11 protein-coding genes are annotated in these 19,815 nt (G+C 68.1%); all 11 read right to left on the bottom strand.

Features of this window, described 5'->3' with window-relative positions; genetic code table 11:
• Positions 1–72 precede the first annotated feature (72 nt).
• A complete protein-coding gene (locus tag CRO39_RS15320; RefSeq protein ID WP_425479712.1) occupies positions 73–1,167 on the bottom strand; it encodes a glycerophosphodiester phosphodiesterase in 1,095 nt (364 codons plus the stop codon).
• 407 nt (positions 1,168–1,574) lie between these two features.
• Positions 1,575–4,166: a glycoside hydrolase family 2 protein gene (locus CRO39_RS15325; RefSeq protein WP_097122992.1), complete on the bottom strand. Its 2,592-nt coding sequence runs from the start codon at positions 4,164–4,166 to the stop codon at positions 1,575–1,577.
• 17 nt (positions 4,167–4,183) lie between these two features.
• Positions 4,184–4,642: an alpha-amylase family protein gene (locus CRO39_RS15330; protein WP_097122839.1), complete on the bottom strand. Its 459-nt coding sequence runs from the start codon at positions 4,640–4,642 to the stop codon at positions 4,184–4,186.
• Between the two features lie 40 nt (positions 4,643–4,682).
• Complete coding sequence (locus CRO39_RS15335; protein WP_097122840.1) at positions 4,683–6,743, bottom strand: beta-galactosidase; 2,061 nt, start codon at positions 6,741–6,743, stop codon at positions 4,683–4,685.
• A gap of 13 nt (positions 6,744–6,756) precedes the next feature.
• The gene (locus CRO39_RS15340; protein ID WP_097122841.1) at positions 6,757–7,965 is read right to left on the bottom strand and encodes a glycoside hydrolase family 27 protein; all 1,209 of its coding nucleotides are present in this window, start codon (positions 7,963–7,965) and stop codon (positions 6,757–6,759) included.
• 52 nt (positions 7,966–8,017) lie between these two features.
• Complete coding sequence (locus CRO39_RS15345; protein WP_097122842.1) at positions 8,018–9,328, bottom strand: serine hydrolase domain-containing protein; 1,311 nt, start codon at positions 9,326–9,328, stop codon at positions 8,018–8,020.
• Between the two features lie 64 nt (positions 9,329–9,392).
• On the bottom strand, positions 9,393–11,330 hold the full coding sequence (locus tag CRO39_RS15350; RefSeq protein WP_162125736.1) for a sialate O-acetylesterase: 1,938 nt from the start codon (positions 11,328–11,330) through the stop codon (positions 9,393–9,395).
• A gap of 100 nt (positions 11,331–11,430) precedes the next feature.
• Complete coding sequence (locus CRO39_RS15355) at positions 11,431–12,960, bottom strand: alpha-N-arabinofuranosidase (protein ID WP_097122993.1); 1,530 nt, start codon at positions 12,958–12,960, stop codon at positions 11,431–11,433.
• A 164-nt stretch (positions 12,961–13,124) separates the two neighbouring features.
• Positions 13,125–14,978, bottom strand: a complete 1,854-nt coding sequence (locus CRO39_RS15360) for a glycoside hydrolase family 9 protein (RefSeq protein ID WP_202926278.1) — start codon at positions 14,976–14,978, stop codon at positions 13,125–13,127.
• Between the two features lie 419 nt (positions 14,979–15,397).
• The gene (locus tag CRO39_RS15365; protein WP_176520217.1) at positions 15,398–17,623 is read right to left on the bottom strand and encodes a WD40/YVTN/BNR-like repeat-containing protein; all 2,226 of its coding nucleotides are present in this window, start codon (positions 17,621–17,623) and stop codon (positions 15,398–15,400) included.
• 289 nt (positions 17,624–17,912) lie between these two features.
• Complete coding sequence (locus tag CRO39_RS15370) at positions 17,913–19,784, bottom strand: glycoside hydrolase family 97 protein (RefSeq protein ID WP_097122994.1); 1,872 nt, start codon at positions 19,782–19,784, stop codon at positions 17,913–17,915.
• Positions 19,785–19,815 lie beyond the last annotated feature (31 nt).

A 19,815-nucleotide genomic window follows, 5' to 3' on the forward strand; every position in this document is an offset into this window, starting at 1 on the left:
CGTGCTTTCCGTGTTGCCTGATGCACGCCTCCTTTCCCGCGCCTTTCGATAGCCGAAGTCTCCCGGATCGCCTCAGGGCGAAACCGCGCGCCGCCCCAGCGCCGGATCATCGGTGAAGAATCCGTCGATGCCGGCGGCCACATAGGCGCGGATTTCGGCAATCGAAGCGGCCGGGTTGCGGGTAGCGGGCTTGTCGTCCGTCCACAGCGCGCGCGGCAAAAACGCCTGCTCCGGGCGAAAGGTGTACGCCATCACCTGCAGGCCGGCGGCATGCGCATCGCGCACCAGATCGGTCGGTGCGCCCAGCCGGCCTTCGCCGTCAAGCGGGATGACCAAGCGCGCATCGGGCCCGATGATGCTGGCGTACCCGGCAATCCGCTGCAGCCCCGCCGGCGTCAGCATCTGCCCGTAACTCGGGGCATCGCTGTCGTCCATCGCATCCGCCGGCTTACCGCCGGGCTCATCGATCAGCTGCAGCAGGCGGATATTGGAATGCGCATCGGCCATGCGCTCATGCAGGTAGCGCAGATTGCCGCTTTCGAACGACTGGAGCACCACCGGCGCGCGACGCGTGTAGTCGTGCGCCGCCAGCTCCTGCAGCAGGCGGTCTTCCATCGCCAGTCCGAGCTGGCGGAAATGGGTCGAATGCTTGATCTCCGGGATTAGGCCGATGACCCGGCCGCGCCGTGCGGATTCGTCGGCCAGCAACCGGATGATCTCCGCCAGCGTGGGAATCTCGAACCGGCCATCGTAGGCGGTGCTGCGCAGCTGCGGCAGACGTTCGCGTGCGCGCAGCGTCTTCAGTTCGGCCAGGGTGAAGTCCTCGCTGAACCAGCCTTCCTGCGTCTTGCCGTCGATGGTCGCGCTGCGCCGGCGGCCGGCGAATTCCGGGTGCTGCGCGACATCGGTGGTGCCGCCGATCTCGTTCTCGTGGCGCGCCACCAGCACGCCATCGCGGGTGGACACCAGATCCGGCTCTATGTAATCCGCGCCGTCCTCGATCGCCTGCAGATAGGCGGCCAGTGTGTGCTCCGGGCGCAGCGCGCTGGCGCCACGATGGGCGATGACCAGCACCTGGGGCTGGGCAGAAGGATGGACGGTGTCCGCGGCGATAGGCATGGCCATCACGATAGCAGCGGCCAGGACGATGATGCGAAGCAGGAACATGAAGATCTCCGGACGCCGATTCCGCAACCACGACAACCATCGCTCAGATAGCGCAAAGCCCGGCAGGCAACCGGGCTTGGCGCACAACGTGGGAGGAGAGAGGCCGCGTTGCTGCGATGATTCTCCGCTCCGATTGTTGCCCTGGCATGACAGGTGCTGCGGCAACAGGACCGCAAGACGTAAAGACCGGGGCGCTGCTGACCGGAAATTTCGACTTGCGGCGCGCAGCGATGAATACTGCTCAGGCCCGCAGAATCGCATTGCCCATGGGCGCAGCGTCAGCCGCGGCCATCAGCGGTGGCGTTGCGGCAGAAGACGTTCCCCGCACAATCATCGGCGCGGCCCGGTACGGGAATGAAGTGCCTGTTGGTCGCGGACAGCCGCGGCCGCGCCCGGCGGCGGCATCGTCAATGCGCTGGCTTGGCAAACACCTGCACCTCGCTGAGCATGGCCGGGTGCTCGGGCGTGACGGCGGGGAAGCGGATGCGCAGGAAGGCCGCCGTCTTCCCGCCCTCGAACAGCGCGATCTCGTGTTTCTTGCGCCCGCCCTTGGCTTCGGCCACCTGTTGCCAGTCGCTGGCGTCCTTGCTGATCTCGACAACGAAATCCGGCCCTCGGTCGTCGGGCATCGTCACCGACAGCCAATGCAGCGCGTACACGTTCTCCAGATGGACAAGCCAGTAGGCTGGGCCGTCCTTGGCGCTGGCCCGCCACCATGTGCCGTCCTGGCCATCGTTGGCCAAGGGCGCGGCATGGCCGGGCTCGGCGCCGCTGGTCGCGGTGGGCCGGCTGTTGGTCACGTTGATCGGGTCGCCCGCAAGCGCCTTGCGGGTGATCGGCGGGTAGCTGATGACCGCCTGGTCCGGAGCCAGCGGCGAGACGCCTGGCACGAAGGGATCCGGCCCCGTCGTCGTGATCGTGATGCGCGCCGGCTTCAGGCCCGGCGAGGTGGCTTCGATCACGCTTTCGCCGGCAAAGTAGGATCGGAACGTGATCGCGGCCTGGCCGTCGCGGATGGCGACCATGGACGTGTTGCTGAAGCGGATCCTGCGGCCGGTGGGAAATTTGCCCGGACCGCTGACGATGGTCAGGGTCACGTCGGGCGAGTTGCTCAGCGCCCTGCCCGCCTCGTCCTGCACGGTCACCACCAGATGCGCATCGTCCAGTCCCTGGGTGCCGCGGATCCGCGTCTGGCTGGCGGCCAGGTGCAACTGCGCCGGCTTGCCTTCCACCGGCCAGGTCGGCGGCGCAATGCCGCGGTAGTGCTCGCGGTACCAGTGGTACTGGCGCTTGGGCAGGCGGAAGTAGTCGATGAAGCCCATCGAACCGAACTCGACCGAGGCAATGGAGCCATGGTCGAAAGCGCACCACAGCGCCTCGCCCGAGCGCCAGGGGTAGCGCCACGAATAGGGTTTGCCGCTGGCCTTCTGATCCGGAGTTTCGGGCATGAGACCGAAGCCGGGCTCGTAGGCGCCGGGGCGGTCGACCATGGTCGAGCCGTACTCCGACACCATCGATGGAATGCCGGGGTCCAGGAACAACGTGGCGCCGTCGCCGTTGTAGCCGGCCACATCGCCCAGCTTGTCTATTTCGCCACGCTGCGCGCCGCCGATGGCCACCGGCCGCGTCGGGTCGAGCTGGCGCATGAAGTCCGCCTGCCGCTTGAGGAAATCGCGCATCGGCGCCATCGCCTCGCCCACGGTGAAGAACGGCTCGTTGCTGGCGCTCCAGATGACGATGGATGGATGGTTGCGGTGGATGCGGATCATCTCCGCCGTCTGCTGCAGCACGCTGGCCTCGAACTCGGGCCGGTCGGCCGGGTCGGGCGGGTAGGCACTGGACAGCCAGCTGCCGTCGGCGCCGAAGCCGCCAATGCCCCAGAACGGCGCTTCCGACCAGAACAGCAGGCCGATCTCGTCGGTGGCCTTGGAGAACGCAGGCGAGTGCGGGTAGTGCGAGCCGCGGATGAAGTTGAAGCCGGCGTCCTTGATCATCTGCACGTCGCGCCGCGCCGCGCCGTCGGTCACGCCGTCGCCCCAGCCGGCATGGTCCTGGTGCACGTTGGCGCCGATCATGTACAGGTGCCTGCCGTTTAGGAAGAAGCCCCGGTCGGCGGTGAATTCGATGGTGCGGATACCGAACGGCGTCCGGTAGCGATCGACCGGCTTGCCGTCCACGTGCAGGCGGCTCACCAGCGTGTAGAGGTAGGGCCGGTCGGGCGACCACAGCCGCGGCCTGGCGATTTCGGGAAGCGTTTGCTCGTAGATCACGGTGCCAGCGGCCGGCACTACGCGCTCGCTGCGCTGCACCGCGACCCGCTTGCCGTCGGCGTCGAGCACTTCGGAAACCAGTTCCACCGTCACCGGCGCACCGGCGCGGTCGTTCCTCACCTCGGTCTGCACGCGCACCGTGGCGCGTTCGTCGGACACCTGCGGCGTGGTCACGAAGGTGCCGTACCAGGCCACATGTACGGGATCGGTGACGACCAGGCGCACATTGCGGTAGATGCCGCCGGAGAACACATGCTCGCCGGCGCGCGGCGCCACACGGGCGTTCCACTCGTTGTTGACGTGCACGGCCAGCAGGTTGTCGCCTGCCTTCACGTAGGGAGTGATGTCGACGCTGAAGCCGGTGTAGCCGCCGACGTGGCGGCCCGCCTTCTGTCCGTTGACCCAGACCGCGGCGTCCTGGAACACGCCGTCGAACTCCAGCGTGATGCGCTTGCCGATGGCGCTGGCCGGCACTTCCAATTGCTTGCGATACCAGCCATGACCGACATAGAAACCGGTGCCCAGGAAGTACGGCTCCGAGAACGAATGCGGCAGGTCCGCGCGGCGCCAGGCCGCCGTGTCGTGGTCCACCGCCTGCGCGCCCGCCGGGTTGCCGAGCGTGAAGCTCCAGTCGCGGTTGATCACCTCGCTGCTGCGCGGATCCGCGCAGGCAAGGTTGGCGAGAAGGCTGATGCACACAGCCATCGCAAGCTGCAGAAAGTTCTTCATGCCGTTGGCCTGCCGCATCAGAGCACCGCCGCGATCCGCGCCATGATCGCGTCGTGCGCGGCGACCGTGATGCCGCCGGGAAAACGCTCGTGGCCGGCAATGATGTTGCCATCGGCATCACGGCTCTTCTGCCAGCGGTCGCCGATGACGATGTACCGATAGCCGGCGTCGTTCATGCCGGAAGCGGCCATCGCATCGGCTTGCCGGCGCGCCGGCGTCTCGTCGATATCGCAGGCGTACTTATTCCACGAGTTCCAGCCGAAGTCAGGTGCCGCGGGATCGTCGTCGGCCTTGGCGAGGAAGAAGGCCCGGGTGCCGTGGCCGAGATCCTGCGCTGGATCCGAAGCATGGCCAAGGGCGAAGCGCCAGCCATCGTCGACGCGCGTACGCTGGCGCTGACTGTCCGCCGCCGCGGGGGCGCCGGCGATGAGGGTCGCGATCGCGAGCGCGGCGCTCAGCAGGAAGTGCTTGCTCATGGGAAGGCAGGAGATTGCAGGTGTTGAAGGCATCGGTGGGTCACTTTTCCAGCAGCTCCACGCCCAGCGCCTCCAGGCGCAGTTCGCCTTCCCAGCGCTGGCCACCGAGCACGCCCTTCATCGTGCCGTCGATCGGCACGTCCACCGGCGACCAGTTGGTGTTGACGTAGAGCGTGCGGCCCTCGACCGTGCGCGCGTACACGCCATCGGGCGTCTGCGGCCCCGGCTCGATGCCGACGCTGGCGTACAGCTGGCCCAGCAGCGGCCGCATGATCTGCGCTTGCGCCGTCGTGGCGACGTAGATCGCCCTGCCCTTGCCGAAGTTGTTGACCGTGATGGCCGGTGGGTTGCCGTCGAAGTTGCTGAAGCGCGCCAGCACCTGGGCGGTGGAGAGCTCCAGGACCTCGAAGTGGTCGACCGTGCTTTCGATCTCCTCGTCGCCCAGCTTGAACGTGCCGTTCCGGTCGTAGAACTCGTTGGTGCGCAGGCCGAAGACGTCGGTCAGGCCACCGGGCTTGGGTGTGGCGTACCACTGGTTGTTCTCGTCCACCTTGGCCGACTGCGCCGTCATGATCACCGTGCCGCCTTCGGCGACGAACTTGCGCACCGCCTCGGTCGAGGCCTTGTCCAGCAGGTACATGCCGGGCAGGATGATCAGCCGGTAGCGGCTCAGGTCTTCGTACGAGAGCTTGATGACGGCGACGTCGACGTTGTCCTTGAGCAGCGGCTCGAAGGCGCCATGGGCCTGCTTCAGATAGGGCGCCTTGATGTACTGGCGCACGGTGTTGGTGGGGCCGTTCGGGCTGGTGGCGTGCACGTTCTCGAACGAGTAGGCGATGGCCACCTTCGGCTCCACCTTGCGCGGGAAACCCAGCTTCTCCAGCTTGGCGTAGTCCCCGGCGATGCGTGCCCACTCGGCCAGCCGCCAGGATGGCCGGTCATCGTGGTCGATCAGGCCCCACAGCGCCTGCTCCTCGCCGCCGAGGTGGCTGTTGAAGGTCCAGGCAAGCGCCGCCTGGCCACCCATCAGCAGCACGAAGTGCGCCCACATGCGCGACCAGCCCTTGCTGCCGTACGAGCCCGCGCCACCGGCGGTGAACTCGTTGAACCAGGTGGGCGTCGCCATGCCGCCCTTGATGAGCGAGGCCTGCCAGCCACCGCTGACGGCGTCGCCGGCGTAGTAGCCCATGGCGCCGAACGTGGTGTGCTGGCGGTAGCTGCCCAGGAAGTCGAAGCCCTTGCGCGACGACCAGTCCCAGTAGTTCGACAGTACCGGTTTGTCAGGCGTGTTCTTGCGGCGCACCGCCTCCCGGTCGCTCAAAACGGCGAGGGTCATGTCGGACCAGAAGCGTCGCAGGTCCAGGTAGCGCTCGGCCGGGCCGGGGCCGTCGGCAAGGGGCAGGCGCACCTCGTCCCACTGGCCGATGCGGCGCGACCAGCGCTGCGTGGCCCAGGCCTTGTTCAGCGCATCGATGCTGCCGTAGCGCTGCTTCAGCCATTCGATGAAGCGCTCGCGGTCGGCCTCGGAATACGACATGAAGCCGTTGCCGATCTCGTTGTCGTAGCCCACGGCCAGCAGCGCCGGGTGCCTGGCGTAGCGCTTGGTGAGCGTGTCGGCCATGCGCGTGGCCAGGCGCCGGTAGTCCGGGTCGGCGGTGTTGTCCATGTAGCGCTCGGCCGGCGCCAGGCGCGTGCCGGCCTGGTTGACGATGTCCACGCCCGGGTACTTGTGGTGCAGCCACATCGGCGCCGGCTGGCCGGGGATGTCGAGGATGACCTGGATACCGGCGGCATGCACTTCGTCCATCACGGCGTCGAAATGCCTGAAGTCGAACTTGCCTTCCTCAGGCTCGAAGTAGTCCCACGCCAGGTCGCCCACGCGCACGACCTTGAAGCCGGACTGCTTCATCAGCGCGACGTCGTATTTGACCTGCGCCAGCGTGCGGTCCACCGGCTGGTAGTTCACGCCGGCGAACAGCTGGCCAGCGCCGGGCCAGTCGGTGCGGCCTTGCGGGCTTTGGGCGTCCTGGGCTATGGCGTCATAGGTCAGCGTGGCTGCGGCAAGGGCGCAGGCGGCGACGATGTTCCTGAGCTGGTTCATGGTGTATGCCTCGTCAGAGCACCGGCGTGATCCGCACCATGATCACGCCATGCGAGGCGACCGTGCCGCCGTAGCTGCCGCGCACGCCTTTCGAAACCTGCTTGTTCCACAGGTCCTTCACGTCAGCCGTCAGGCCGGCGGGCAGGTTGAGCTGGTCCCAGCTCACCTTCATTTCCGCCGGTGCGTCGCCGCGGTTGAACAACACCACCGCATGCTCGCCGCCCTTCAGCGGGCGCGCCCATATCTCCAGCTCGCCTTGCTTCCAGATGCGCCGCGCCTGCTGGCCCAACGGGTCCTGGTCGACGGCAATGACGTCGGCATTGGTGAGAATGCGGCGGGTGTCCGCGTCCATCGCCGACAGGTCGTTGCCGGCGATGAGCGGCGCCGCCAGCATCGCCCACAGCGAGAAATGCGATTCGTATTCGGTGGTCGTCATGCCACCGTTGCCGACCTCCAGCATGTCCGGGTCGTTCCAGGCGTTGGGCCCGGAATGGCGCCAGCGCTCGACCTGCAGGTCGAGGATGTTGGTCATGCCGAGCGAATAGTCCTTCTTGCCCTCCCATGCATCGAAGATGTCGCCGGTAGTGCGCCACAGGTGGCCCACCGGCTGCGCCCAGCGTTCGGGGTGGTTGTCGCCCCATTCGCATATCGACAGCACGATGTCGCGCCCGGACTCGCGCAGCGCCTTGGCCATGAGGGTGTAGGCGGCCTCGGCGTTGCGGGTGCCGGTGTAGCACCAGTCGTACTTCAGGTAGTCCACGCCCCACTTGGCGTACTGGCGCGCGTCCTGGAACTCGTGGCCGGCGCTGCCGGGGCGGCCGCCGCAGGTGAGCGCGCCGGCGTCGGAATAGAGGCCGAACTTCAAGCCTTTGCTGTGCACGTAGTCGGCCAGTGCCTTGATGCCGCTGGGGAAGCGCTCGGGGTCGGCGACGATGTTGCCGTCGGCATCGCGGCTCTTCTGCCAGCAGTCGTCGATGATGATGTACTGGTAGCCGGCGTCCTTCATGCCCGAAGCGGCCATCGCATCGGCCTGCCGGCGCACCAGCGCCTCGTCGATATCGCAGGCGTACTTGTTCCACGAATTCCAGCCCATCGGCGGCGTGGCCGCCAGGACCGGCTTGGGCGCGTCGAGCTTGAGCGTCTCGTGGGCATGGGCAGGCGCAGCGGCGGCCACGCCGGACAAGGCGATGACGTGTACAGCGCGTCGGATCAGGGAATGCATGACAGGTTCTCTGTAAGGAGTGGCTTGGAGGGAATGCGTGTCGGTTTGGCGTTCAGCGCGGCATGTCGTCGAGCGCCGAGTAATAGCCGTTCGTGAAACTGGCGATGACGTCGTCCTGGTTGTATGGCAGATGCTGGAGCAGCAACAACGCGACCGTGCGTTCCTGCGGGTCGATCTGCACGAAGGTCGTTGCCGCGCCTTCCCAGCCGAAGGCGCCGGGGGAGCCGAGCGTGAAGCCCTCGCCTGGGTCGGTCAGCACCCGCACGCCGAGACCGAAGCCCTGACCCGGGGCGCCGGAGGGATGCGGGTCGGCAAGGTGCTTTAGATGGTTGGAGGCCATCAACGCCACCGTCTTGCGGCCGAGGATGCGAACCCCGTCGAGCTGCCCGCCGTTGAGCAGCATCTGCGCGAAGCGCACATAATCGGCGGCCGTCGAATACAGACCGCCGCCGCCACTCAGGATGCCGTGGTCAGGCCCTGCTTCGATGGCGTTGGCCCATCCGCTCGGCACCAACCGGTCCTGGTTGTCGCGCTCGTAGACGGTCGCCAGGCGCGCGAGCTTGCCTGCCGGCACCCAGAAGCCGGTGTCGACCATGCCGAGGGGGGCGAAGATGCGCTCGCGCAGAAAGGCGTCCAGGCGCTGGCCCGAGGCCTTCTCGACGACCGCGCCCAGGATGTCGGTGCTGATGCCGTAGCGAAAGCGCGTGCCGGGCTGCTCGCTGAGCGGTACCGCCGCCAGGCGTGCGATGAAGTCGTCCAGATCGGCCGCCTCCCACAGCTTGGCGCGCTGCATCAGCGCCATCGGCAAGGCATCGGCGGACCAGCTCTCGTCGTAGTAATAGCCCGAGCTGTGCGTGAGCAGGTCGCGGATCGTGATCGAGCGCCGGGCGGGCTCCAGCCGCGGCGCGTCGGCGGTGCCGCCGACCACCACCTGCCTGTCCTTCAGCCCGGGCAGGTACTTCTCCACCGGATCGTCCAGCTTCAGGCGCCCGTCCTCGAGCAGGGTGAGGACGGCCACCGAGGTCACGATCTTGGACATCGAGAAGATGCGGACGATGGAGTCCTTCTCGAGCGGCTTCCGGCGGTCGATGTCCTGCCAGCCGTGCGCGCGCCAGTCGACGATCCTGCCGTCGCGCGCGATCAGCACGATGCAGCCGGAATACCGGCCGGCCGCGACCTCATCTTCGATGCGGCGGTGAAGCGCGTCCAGCCGCTGCGGCGAAAACCCGGCCGCTTTCGGCGCGACCGCCGGCAATGGCGCTGGCGCGGCGTCGCCGGCATGCACTGGGGTCAGGCACTGCAGCAGCAGGGCGCCGAGCACGGCCAGCGATGGGAACAGACGGCCAAAGGGGGGCGATGTCATTCAGGCTCCTCGATCCATCAACGAAAGCGGGTGCGCGGTGGCCGATGTCGCATGAGATCGCGGCTCAGCGCCCATACCGCCGCCCGGCCGACTCCAGCGGCCAGTCGTCGGTGCGCAACGGTGGCAGCGGCAGGCCGTCGCCGCCGACGACATTGGCCTCGCTCGGGTTGTTGACCCAGGCATAGCGCGCCGCCACAGGCGTCGGCACGGCGGGGCTGTGCAGCACGATGCGATCGCCGTCGAAGCGGCCTTGCGCCGACACCCAGCGGCGGTCGGCGCCGGCCAGGAGGAAGCCGCGCAGCGGCTCGCCGGCGCGGGCGGTGCGCAGGCCGCCGGCGGTGTCGCCGAAACGCAGGTGGATCTCGCCGTCCCGGGCCTCGTGACCCACAAGGCGTGGGCCGCCGGCCGGCGCGGCGCGCAGGCCGAACTGGTGCATCGCCAGCGCGGCCAGCCGATGGCCGAGGGTGCGCTTGTTGCGCGGATGGATGTCGACCTCATCGCCGACGTCGATCGCCGTGGCCATGCCCGTGTGCGGCAATGCCAGGGCCGCGGCCTGGCTTTCGCGCAGTTCGGCCCAGCCACCCGCGCCAGGGATGTTCTCGGCCAGTGGCAGCCAAGCCGCGAGCTGCACGAACAGGAAGGGCAGATCGGGGTCGCCGAACTGGCCGCGCCAGTCCTGGATCAGGCGCTGGAAACCATCGGCATAGGCGGCGGCGCGGCCTGAGTTCTCCTCGCCCTGATACCAGAGCACGCCGCGCACCGACAGGCCATGCAGCGGCGCGATCAGGCCGTTGTGGCCCAAGGTCGGCGCATCGTTGGCGGCGGGTCCCGCCGCGGCCTTTACCTGCTCGACGCGCGCGCGCCAGCTGCCGGCCAGGGAGACGGCGCCGGCCGCGGTATCCAGCCGCAGCGCGGCGGCCTCGCCGTGGATACCGCCGCCGCCGCCGCTGTCGGTCACACGCACGGCAATCCAGTTGGCGCCCTCGCGCAGCACGCCGGCGGGCAGCGCATAACGGCGCGGCTGCTCCCAGCCGCACTGGCCGCCGACGCGCTGGCCGTTGACCCAGGTCTCGTCGCAATCATCCACCTTGGCCAGGTGCAGTTCGGCCGCGCCGGCCGCTTGGGCGGCGCTCAGCTCAACCCGCTTGCGCATCCAGACCACGCCGTCAAGGTTGGCCAGACCCTGGCCTTCCCACTCGTGCAGCGCGTCGAGCTTCGGCCAGTTGCCGTCGATGTCTTCGGCGGCCGACCAACGGCTCGCGTCCACGCCCTGCAGTGGCAGGCCCGGCTGCCAGGTGGCCACGCGTTCTTGCAACTGCCGGCGCACCACGGCAGCGTAGGCCGCGTTGTCGGCCGACAGCGCACGCACCGCTGGCGCGAGGTCGGGGTCCTGCAGGGCGGCATCGCGGCGCACCCAGGTCTCCAGCATGGAGCCGCCCCAGGCGGTGTTGATGAGGCCGATGGGCACGCCCTGTACTGCCTGCATCTGGCGCGCGAAGTGGTAGCCGATGGCGCTGAACTCCCCTACCCGGCCGGGCTCGGCCACGACCCAGGGCGCGGGCGCGATCTCGGCCTCGGGCTTCACGCTGGCGCGATGCGGTACGCGCAGGTGGCGCAGCTGCGGGTTCTGCGGCGACGCGACCTCTTCAGGGCCGGTGTCGGTCTGCGCCAGCGGCCACTCCATGTTGGACTGGCCACCGAGCAGCCAGACGTCACCGATCAGCACGTCGCGCAGCTCAACGGTCTGGTCGCCCTTGACGCGCAGGCGGTGCGGGCCGCCGGCCGGTAGCGCGGCCAGTTGCACGTGCCAGCGGCCGTCGGCACCGACGCGTGTACTGGCCTTGCGGTCGGCCAGTTCCACGGTCAGCGTCTGGCCGGGCGTGGCCTGGCCCCACAGGCGCAGCGGGCGATCGCGCTGCAACACCATGTGCTCGCCGAACACGGGGGACAGGCGCACTTCGGCCTGGGCGGTGGCCGCCAGCAAAGCCAGCAACAGGGACAAGGCTGTTTTCTTCATGGTTTGTGGGTTTGGACGTGATGGGCCGGAGTGCAGTCAGGCGCCGCAGCGCGCCAGGCATGCACGGCGCTAGCCGTAGAGACAGTCATTTCGGCACGCTCACCACGACGATCGACTTCGGCGGCAGCTCCAGCGCCAGCGGCGTGCCGTCCGTTCCCGCTTGGTAGGGCGCCGGCACCAGCGCATCCGGCTGCGCGAAGGTGTTGTGCGCGTCCATCGCGCCGGCGGTCAGCACCCGGCCCTGGGCGACGCCGCTGAGGTTGGTCTGCACCCGCGCCGGCCGTTGCGGATCCAGGTTGACCAGCGCGAGCACCAGGCTGCCGTCGGCCGCACGCGCCGCCGAGACATCCACCGACGGCAGCTCGATGTCGCCCTCGCGCCAGCGCGGCGCCTGCAGTTCGGCCTTGAGCGGCGTTGCGCCGCGGAACGGCTTGTACAGATCGAAGGCGTGATAGGTGGGCGTGAGGGTCATGCGCGGACCGTCGGTCAGCGCCATGGCCTGCAGCACGTTGACCATCTGCGCGATGTTGGCCATCTTCACCCGCTCGGTATGGCGGTGGAACACGTTGAACGACAACGCGGCCACCAACGCGTCGCGCAGCGTGTTCTGCTGCTGCAGGAAGCCCGGATTGGATCCCGGCTCCGGATCGTGCCAGGTGCCCCACTCGTCCACGTAGAGCGCGACGCGCTTGTCCGGATCGTGCTTGTCCATGATGCCGACCGTGGTCACGATGCGCTTCTCGATGTCCATCGCCACCTGCAGCGCCTTGGCCCATTGGCCGGCGTCGAAACCGGTGGCGCCGCCCTTCTTCTCCCAGGTGCCGGCCACCGTGTAGTAGTGCAACGTCAGCGCGTCCATGTGCTTGGCCGACCGCGCCATCATCACCTCGGTCACGTGGTCGTCACCGGTGCCGTCGCCGGAGGCCGCGCGCACCACCGGCGCATGCAGGAAGGTCGCGTACTGGTTGTGCAGGTCGGCCTGGTACTCCGGCCGCATGTTGCCGCCGCAGCCCCAGCTCTCGTTGCCGACGCCGAAATACTTCACCTTCCACGGCTGGTCGCGGCCGTTGCGGCGGCGCTCCTGGGCCAGCGTGGACTGGCTGTCGGAGGTCATGTACTCCAGCCACTGCGCCATCGCCCGCGGCGGCATCGAGCCCATGTTGCCGGCAAGATAGGCCTCGCTGTCGAGCAGCTCGACCAGGTCCATGAACTCGTGCGTGCCGACGCGGTTGCTCTCGGGCACCTTGCCCCACCATTTGTTCAGCCGTACCGGCCGCTTGGCCGGATCGCCGATGCCGTCGCGCCAATCGTAGTCGTCGGCGAAGCAGCCGCCGGGCCAGCGCATCACCGGCACCTCGAGACGGCGCAGCGCCTCGACCAGATCGTTGCGCCAGCCGCGGGTGTTGGGGATCTTCGATTCCGGTCCCACCCACAGTCCGTCGTAGACGCCGGTACCCAGGTGCTCGACGAAGTGACCGTAGATCTCCGGCTCGATGCGGGCGCCGGCGGCGTCGGTCGCGACGGTCAGGCGCACTTGCGCGGGTTCGGCGGCGGTGGCCGCGGCGGTGCACACGGACAGTGCCAGGATTGCGGCATGCAGCAGTTTCGCTTTCATCTTCATCCTCATTGCGTCAGTCGTTCGTCGTCGTTTCGTCGGTGCTTTACGGGTCAACTCGCAGCGGGCGGGAGCCGAACCGGCCAGCGTCAGCCAGGCGCTTGCGAACGCCGCCGAAGCCGGCCTGGACCTTCCGGCGCACATGCCGGCCGGATCGTGGCGCGTTACTTCGCATATCGCGCCAGCAGCCGGATGTAGGCGGTCTGGTAGCCGGTGGAGTTCTCGGTGATCGGCCACGAGTTCAGCGGCCAGCCGTCGTTGAAATCCTTGTACGCCTTCTGCCCCGGTTGACCGTACGGCGGCGAGGGCCGGGCCGGGCCGCACCTGGGCGATATGCCAGGACAGCGTTCGTCCCAGTCGTACTGGGTACTGTTGGGACCGCCCACCAGGAAGCCCGGCGCGGGGCCGTACTGCGAATCGCGCACGCTGTCCCACGCGCTGCCGTCGGCGAACCACGAGTGGAAGAACTGGTCGACCGAGTTCTCCGCGCCCCAGGCGCCCATGTTGGACAGGTACACCTTGCCCAGCGGGTTGACGCCGTGCAGATAGTGCAAGTAGGCAGCGCCTGCGTCGGCGATCTCCGCGGGACTGTGCTGGCTCAGGCCGTACAGCCCCTGGTCGGCGAACATGCCGCCCAAGAGCGCCTTTATTCCGTTGCTGCCCCAATGGTAGGAGTCGAGGTGGGCGCGGTAAGGGTCGCGCCGATCCGCGACGGCGCCCCAGCCGGCATAGTCCGGGCGGTCCCACAACTCCGTGTAGCGGCTGCGGATAGCTTGCGCCACGTTGGCCGTCGCACCCGGCAGCGATGCGTAGTAAAGCAGCGGGCGGTTCACGCCGGTATCGTAGGGCGACAGCCACCACGACTTCATCATCGGCGTTTCGGTGTAGTTGCTGTCGACGTAGGTGCGGTAGGCCGCTTCGCCGGTCAATGCGTACAGATAGATCGCCGCCACCAGGCGCAACCGGGCGCGGCCCTCGTCGTTGGTTTCCTGCTGGCCTGCACCCAGGCCGGCGGTGCCGTGGGCCGCATCGTTGTTGTAGAAGAGCACGCTGGGATTGGCGATGGCCCAGTCCCAGGCCCGCTTTGCGCGCTGCCTGAGATCGGCAGCGTAGGTGTCGTAGGCCGGTTTGTTCAACGATGCATAGACCCGGGCGCCATAGGCGTAGGCCGCTGCGGAGGCCAGCGTCGCCGAGGTGCTCGCATTGCCGTACAGGCTCTGCCGGGTGGCGGCCGAAGGCCGGCCGCCGCCGTCGGCCGACGCCAGCCCCACGATGGACAGCACGGAGCCATCGCCGTTCTGCATCCGCACCAGCCAGTCCATGCCCCACTTCACCTCGTCCAGAATGTCGGGCACGCCGTTGCCGGATTCGGGAAGGTTGAAGTCGTCGGTCCACACCGATGGGTTCTCGGTGTAGGCGTGCAGCAGGTCGATGGCGTAGCTTGCGCCCCAGCTGGTGTACTTGTTGAGATCGCCGGCGTCGTACCAGCCGCCATGCAGATCGCGCTGGGTCGATGCATCGCCGGCCGCGTTGTAGCGGCGTGCCTGGGTGTCCTGCAGCGGGCCCATGTGGCTGGCGCCGTCGGCCCATTTGCTGCCCGCGTACTGCGCAAGCTTGGCGTGGCCGGCACGCTGGTAGAAGAAGGTGCGCACCGCCTGCACCAGCACCGGCCGGTAGACGTTGGCGCCGATTTCGAAGCGGGCCGAGCGGACGTTGCGCGCCGCATCCACCACCTGGTAGCTGCCGGGCGCGGTGACGGCGCTGAAGTCGAAGTGCCAGACGCTGTCGCCGGACGAGGCGTCGACCGCTCCGCTCTTCCAAGGCGTGGGCGAACCGCTGAACACAATGGTATTCGTCGCCGTATTGACCACCTGCAGCGTTGCGCTTGGAATGTACTGGTCCGCGCTGTCGAAGCCGTTCACCGGGTTGCGCAGCACGGCCACCTTCTTCAGGCCGGGCAGATAGCCGAACTGATCGACCACGATGAACGGACCGTTGCCCACGAGGCCGGTCAGCATCGGGGGGAGAGGGCCTGCCATGATTCGGGGCGTCGAGGTCGCCGGTTCCGCAGCGGCGGCTACGGGCGCTACCGCTGTTGCGGCCGCGGCTGCAGGTTTGGACTCGGCTGTGGGCGCTGACGACGGCGACGGGGTTCGGCCGCCACCTCCGCAGGCCGCCAGGCCGGCCACCATGGCCAGCAGAACGGACAGGGTTGCGGTATCCCTTGAATATCGTTGCGTCACTGTTTACTCCACATCGATGTCGGGCGATAAGGAAAACCTCGGACAGGCGATCCGGTGATGGTTTAGCACTGCACGCTTACAACTGCGACGGACTCCGCCGGCCACTCGAACGTCAGTGGCAGGCCGATGCATATGGCCACCGCAAAGCGGAAATGGCGGGTCGGTTCGCGTGTTCATAGCGGGCATCGCCCCGTTCACCTGCCGCGCTCGACTTTGAGCGACTCGCTGCGGAGCTGCACGGGTTTGGGCAGGCTCAGTCCGCTTACCTGCGGCGCCACCGGTGTTCCGTAGACGATGCCGCGCCCGACGGTGCTCATATAGACCACACCTTCGATGTTCATGTCGCCGACCACGAACTGCCCGTTGCCCGGGCCGCCGAACTGGTGGGCATCGTCGTTGATGCGGATCCAGTTCGCGCCCTGATTGGCCGACCGATACAGACCGCGCTTGCCGCCATCAACCGTTCCCCAAATGAACACGGTCGGGTAGCTTGCCCCGCTCATCGGCTTGCCGAAGCCCACCGCGCTGCAGTCGGTGACATTGGGCAGCTTGACGAAGGATGCACCAGAGTTGGTCGAACGGCTCAGCCCGCCCGAACGCAGCGCCACCCACACGTCACCCTCGCGGCCAGGGGCCGGGCGTATCAAGGTGGAACCACCGGCCGCGAGCGTGGCCGCCACGCCGAAGCTGGCACCGCCGTCGGTGCTGACGAGAACGACGCCGTTGCTGTTGTCGTAGGCATAGAACTTGTTCGCATTGACCGGATCGGCCACCGGGCGCAGGGCGTTCGTGCCCAGGCCGGTCACCGTGGTCCAGGTCGGACTCGCGCTGGCGAAGTTGGTCGAACGGTAGGTCGTCGTGGTGTCGCCGATCCGGATGCCGTGCAGCAGCGTGCCGCCGTTCGCCGAAAGGGCGACCACGCTGTCCCTGGTGTTGCTGCTGTCGCTCGGAAGCTTCGTCGACACTTCGGTCCAGGTAGCGCCTGTGTCGCTCGATCGGAACACCTGCTTGATGCCGGCGCGCACCACGACCGGCGTGTTGGCGGGAGCCACCGCCAGCCCGGTGGTGGTGCCCATGCGCGGCATGTGGATCGGCGCATAGGCGTCGATGTTGGCATGGCGGAAACCGTCATAGTCGCCGATCACCGACAGCAGCGGCCCGCCGGGCACGCTGACCAGCCCGAGAGGCACGGTCTCTTCCAGTCCCCTGACCGCAAACGTCCAGGTCGCCGGATTGGCTTCGATGTTGGCGCTGCGGAAGACGCCATTGCCCGAGGTCACCCACGCCGACCGGGTGTCGAACGGATCGAATTCGATGCTGCTCGCCCAGTGGATGCTGTTCCCGCCGATCCAGGTCACGCCGTCGGTGTCGAGCGTGAAGCCGCGCTGCACGACGTTAGTCCAGCTGCTGCCGCCGTTGGTGGTGAGCAGAAACTGGTCGCCCCAGTTGTTGCCTTGCTGCATCCATGTGTTGATGGTCGAAACGAGCACGCGCTGCGGATTGTTCGGATCGACCGACACTCCGGAGAACGCGCCATTGATGCCGGCGGGCGTCACATTGGTCCAGCCGCCGCTGGCAACGTTGTATCGCCACACCTGGCCGGCATCCATGGGCTCGGGCTGGCTCCAGTTGCCGTGCGGGCCGGCTCCGTTGCCATAAGTGAGGTACAGGTTGCCGTCTCCAGCCAGCGCCGCGCGCTGCGGCATGTAGTTCGCCGGCGCGCTGGCCACGGGAGTGAAGGTGCTGCCGGCGTTGTCGCTGCGATAGAGGTTGGGACCCACCGAGCCGTAGCGCGACACGCCCACGAAGATGCGCTGCGCCACGCCGCCGGCGACGCTGGACGGATCCGGCAGCACGAAGCTGATGCCGGCCTCGTTGGGTGTGGTGGTAACGGGCAGCGAGCCCACGCGCACGAAACTCACGCCGGCATCGGTGCTCTTGAACAGCCCGTTGTTGCGCGAGCCCACATACAGCACGTTGCTGTTGCCCGGGTCGACCTGCATCTTCTCACCGTTGCCGCGGCCCATGCCATTGCCGTGGACGCGGAACTGCGCGGTCACGTCGGTCACGCGCGAGAAGGTGGCGCCGTAGTCGCTGGAGCGCATCACCGCGGTCTTGCCGCCGCTGAAGTACGAGGTGCCGGCCAGCGCGTAGACCACGGCCGGGTCCTTGGGATCGAGCGCAAGCGACTCGATTCCCATCAGGCCTACGTCCTCTTCCGACAGGAAGTCATGCAGGGGGATCCACCGGCCGGTGGCGTGGTCCCATCGGTAGGCGCCGCCCACATCGGTGCGGGCGTAGACCAGGTTCCGCTGGGTCTTGCTCGGGATTACCGCCGACACATAGCCGCCGCCACCCATCGCGACGTTGCCCCAGCGATAGCGGGTCGGGATCAACCTCGCAGGAAGGGGGCCTGCCATTATCCGCGGTGTCGAAGTGGCGGGTTGCGCAGCCGCGGCTGTGGTTGCGACAGCGGTCGCGGCAACTGCTGCCTGTTTGGATGCAGGCGATGACGACGGCAACGAGGTCCGGCCGCCACCTCCGCAGGCCGGCAGGCCGGCCACCAGGCCGAACAGAACGGACAGGGCCACCATGCCCCGCAGATATCGCTGTGTCATCGCTTACTCCACTTCGCTGCAGGAGATGAGTCATGGGGTTGAGACGGCGCCGCGGCAGAGATGCTGATGACCAGGGCCCGGAACGTCGCATTCATTGGCCCAATGGTTCCAGGATCACCGCAGCACCACCAGCAGACGAAAGGTGTAAGGCAAGGGCGTCGCGCGCGGTCACGATGCGTTCGCTGCGCTGCACGTCGTCGGGTGCCTCGCCGTCTTCCCACACCGTCGCGCGGTAGCGGCCCTCGGGCAGGAAGTCCAACGGCACGCGCGCGGTACGCGCGTCGTCGGCGGTCATCGCGCCCACATACCAGGCCGCGCCCGAGCGCCGCGCCAGCACGATGTCGCGTCCCGGCTCGCCGGACAGGAAGCGGGTTTCGTCCCAGGCAGTGGGCACGCGGCGGATGAATTCGAAGCCGGCCGCGTCGCGATAGGCATCCGGATCGTCGGCCACCATCTGCAGCGGGCTGTCGTAGACCACGAACATCGCCAGCGCCTGACCACGGGTGGTCTGGGTGAACGGCAGCACGTCGCGCACTTCGAACGTCGCGGGCGTGCGGTTGCGGAAACCGCCCGGCGTGTAATCCATCGGACCGGTAAGCATGCGCGTGTACGGCAGCATCAGGTTGTGGCGCGCGGTGATGAGCGGGGTCCACTTGTTCCACTCCGCACCCATCACTCCTTCCTGGGTGATGAAGTTCGGGTAGGTGCGCTGCAGGCCGGCAGGCATGTAGGCGCCGTGCAGGTTCAGCAGCAGCCTGCGTTCGGCGGTGGCCGCCGCAATGCGCTCGTGGAAGTCGACCATTTCCTGGTCGTCGCGCTCCATGAAGTCGACCTTGATGCCGCGGATGCCCCAGCGCACCCAGGTATCCAGTACCTCGTCCATGCGCGCGGCCATGTGCTGCCAGTGCACCCACAACAGCAGGCCCACGCCTTTGGATTCGGCGTAGCGCACCAGGGCGGGCATGTCCACGCCATCGACCGGACGGGTGAGATCGGTTTCCGGGTGCGCTTCGCAGCACGGGCCGCTGCCCCAGGCCCAGCCGGCGTCCAGCAGCGCATAGGGCAGGCCGGATTCGGCGGCGAAATCGATGTAACGGCGGAAAGCGTCCATCTCCGCCGTGGCGCCTTCGCTGGGCCCGGACCACCAGTTCCAGGCCGCCTTGCCGGGCTTGACCCAGCTGAAGTCGCCCTGCGGCGGCGGGTTGAGGTTGCCCACCAGCGGCGAGGCGATGAGGTCGCCCGCGCGGTCAGCCATCATCACCACGCGCCAGGCCGTCCTCAGCCCGCCGCGGGAGACATACGCCGGCCCCTCTCGCCCCGGCACCGCCGACAGGCGCACCTGCATGGCCGCGCCCTGGCGCCACAGCGACGCACCCGTGTAGCCCTGCAGATAGGACTGGGTGATGGCGTAGTGCGAACGGCCCGAGGCGGTGGCGCACACCAGCGGCACGTCGTAGCCCTTGTCGGTGGCCAGTTCCGAGATGCGCTGGCGCTCGAAGGGTTTTTCGTGCGAAGGGTCGAACTCGGTGGCCAGGCACGACGGATCGTCCGCCGGCACGAAGGCGGTGCGCTCGCCGCGCAGCCGTACCGGCGCCGGGTCGTCGATGCGGTAGCGGAACGCAACGCCATCGTCGTAGGCGCGCACGTCGATGATGAGCCTGCGCGCGGGCGCGTCCGTTTCGCGGAACGTCAGCGTGGCGCCGCGGTAACGGTCGCGCGCCACCGATGCCTTGGTCGCGACCAGGGGAATGTCGCGGTCCTCCTCGGTGTCTTGACGGCTTTCCAGCGCCAGCGCGCCGAACGCAGGCGCACCGTCCAGGTCCAGTCCCAGCGGTGACGTGGCGATGACGGTTTCCCCCCGCCGCAGTACCGAGAATCCACTGCCGTCGTCGTCGATGCGGATGACGGCATCGCCGCTCGGCGAGGCGACCGACTGCGGGCCTGCCACGGCGGTTCCCGTCATGGCGGCCCAGCACACTGCGGCAGTCGCCGCA

The organism is Pseudoxanthomonas wuyuanensis, assembly GCF_900215535.1.
Taxonomy (GTDB): domain Bacteria; phylum Pseudomonadota; class Gammaproteobacteria; order Xanthomonadales; family Xanthomonadaceae; genus Pseudoxanthomonas_A; species Pseudoxanthomonas_A wuyuanensis.

Excerpts from the sequence above, each read along its gene's own strand:
- CRO39_RS15320 (WP_425479712.1), bottom strand. The coding sequence starts at position 1,167 with ATGTTCCTGCTTCGCATCATCGTCCTGGCCGCTGCTATCGTGATGGCC.
- CRO39_RS15325 (WP_097122992.1), bottom strand. The coding sequence starts at position 4,166 with ATGAAGAACTTTCTGCAGCTTGCGATGGCTGTGTGCATCAGCCTTCTC.
- CRO39_RS15330 (WP_097122839.1), bottom strand. The coding sequence starts at position 4,642 with ATGAGCAAGCACTTCCTGCTGAGCGCCGCGCTCGCGATCGCGACCCTC.
- CRO39_RS15335 (WP_097122840.1), bottom strand. The coding sequence starts at position 6,743 with ATGAACCAGCTCAGGAACATCGTCGCCGCCTGCGCCCTTGCCGCAGCC.
- CRO39_RS15340 (WP_097122841.1), bottom strand. The coding sequence starts at position 7,965 with ATGCATTCCCTGATCCGACGCGCTGTACACGTCATCGCCTTGTCCGGC.
- CRO39_RS15345 (WP_097122842.1), bottom strand. The coding sequence starts at position 9,328 with ATGACATCGCCCCCCTTTGGCCGTCTGTTCCCATCGCTGGCCGTGCTC.
- CRO39_RS15355 (WP_097122993.1), bottom strand. The coding sequence starts at position 12,960 with ATGAAAGCGAAACTGCTGCATGCCGCAATCCTGGCACTGTCCGTGTGC.
- CRO39_RS15360 (WP_202926278.1), bottom strand. The coding sequence starts at position 14,978 with ATGCTGACCGGCCTCGTGGGCAACGGTCCGTTCATCGTGGTCGATCAG.
- CRO39_RS15365 (WP_176520217.1), bottom strand. The coding sequence starts at position 17,623 with ATGGCAGGCCCCCTTCCTGCGAGGTTGATCCCGACCCGCTATCGCTGG.
- CRO39_RS15370 (WP_097122994.1), bottom strand. The coding sequence starts at position 19,784 with ATGACGGGAACCGCCGTGGCAGGCCCGCAGTCGGTCGCCTCGCCGAGC.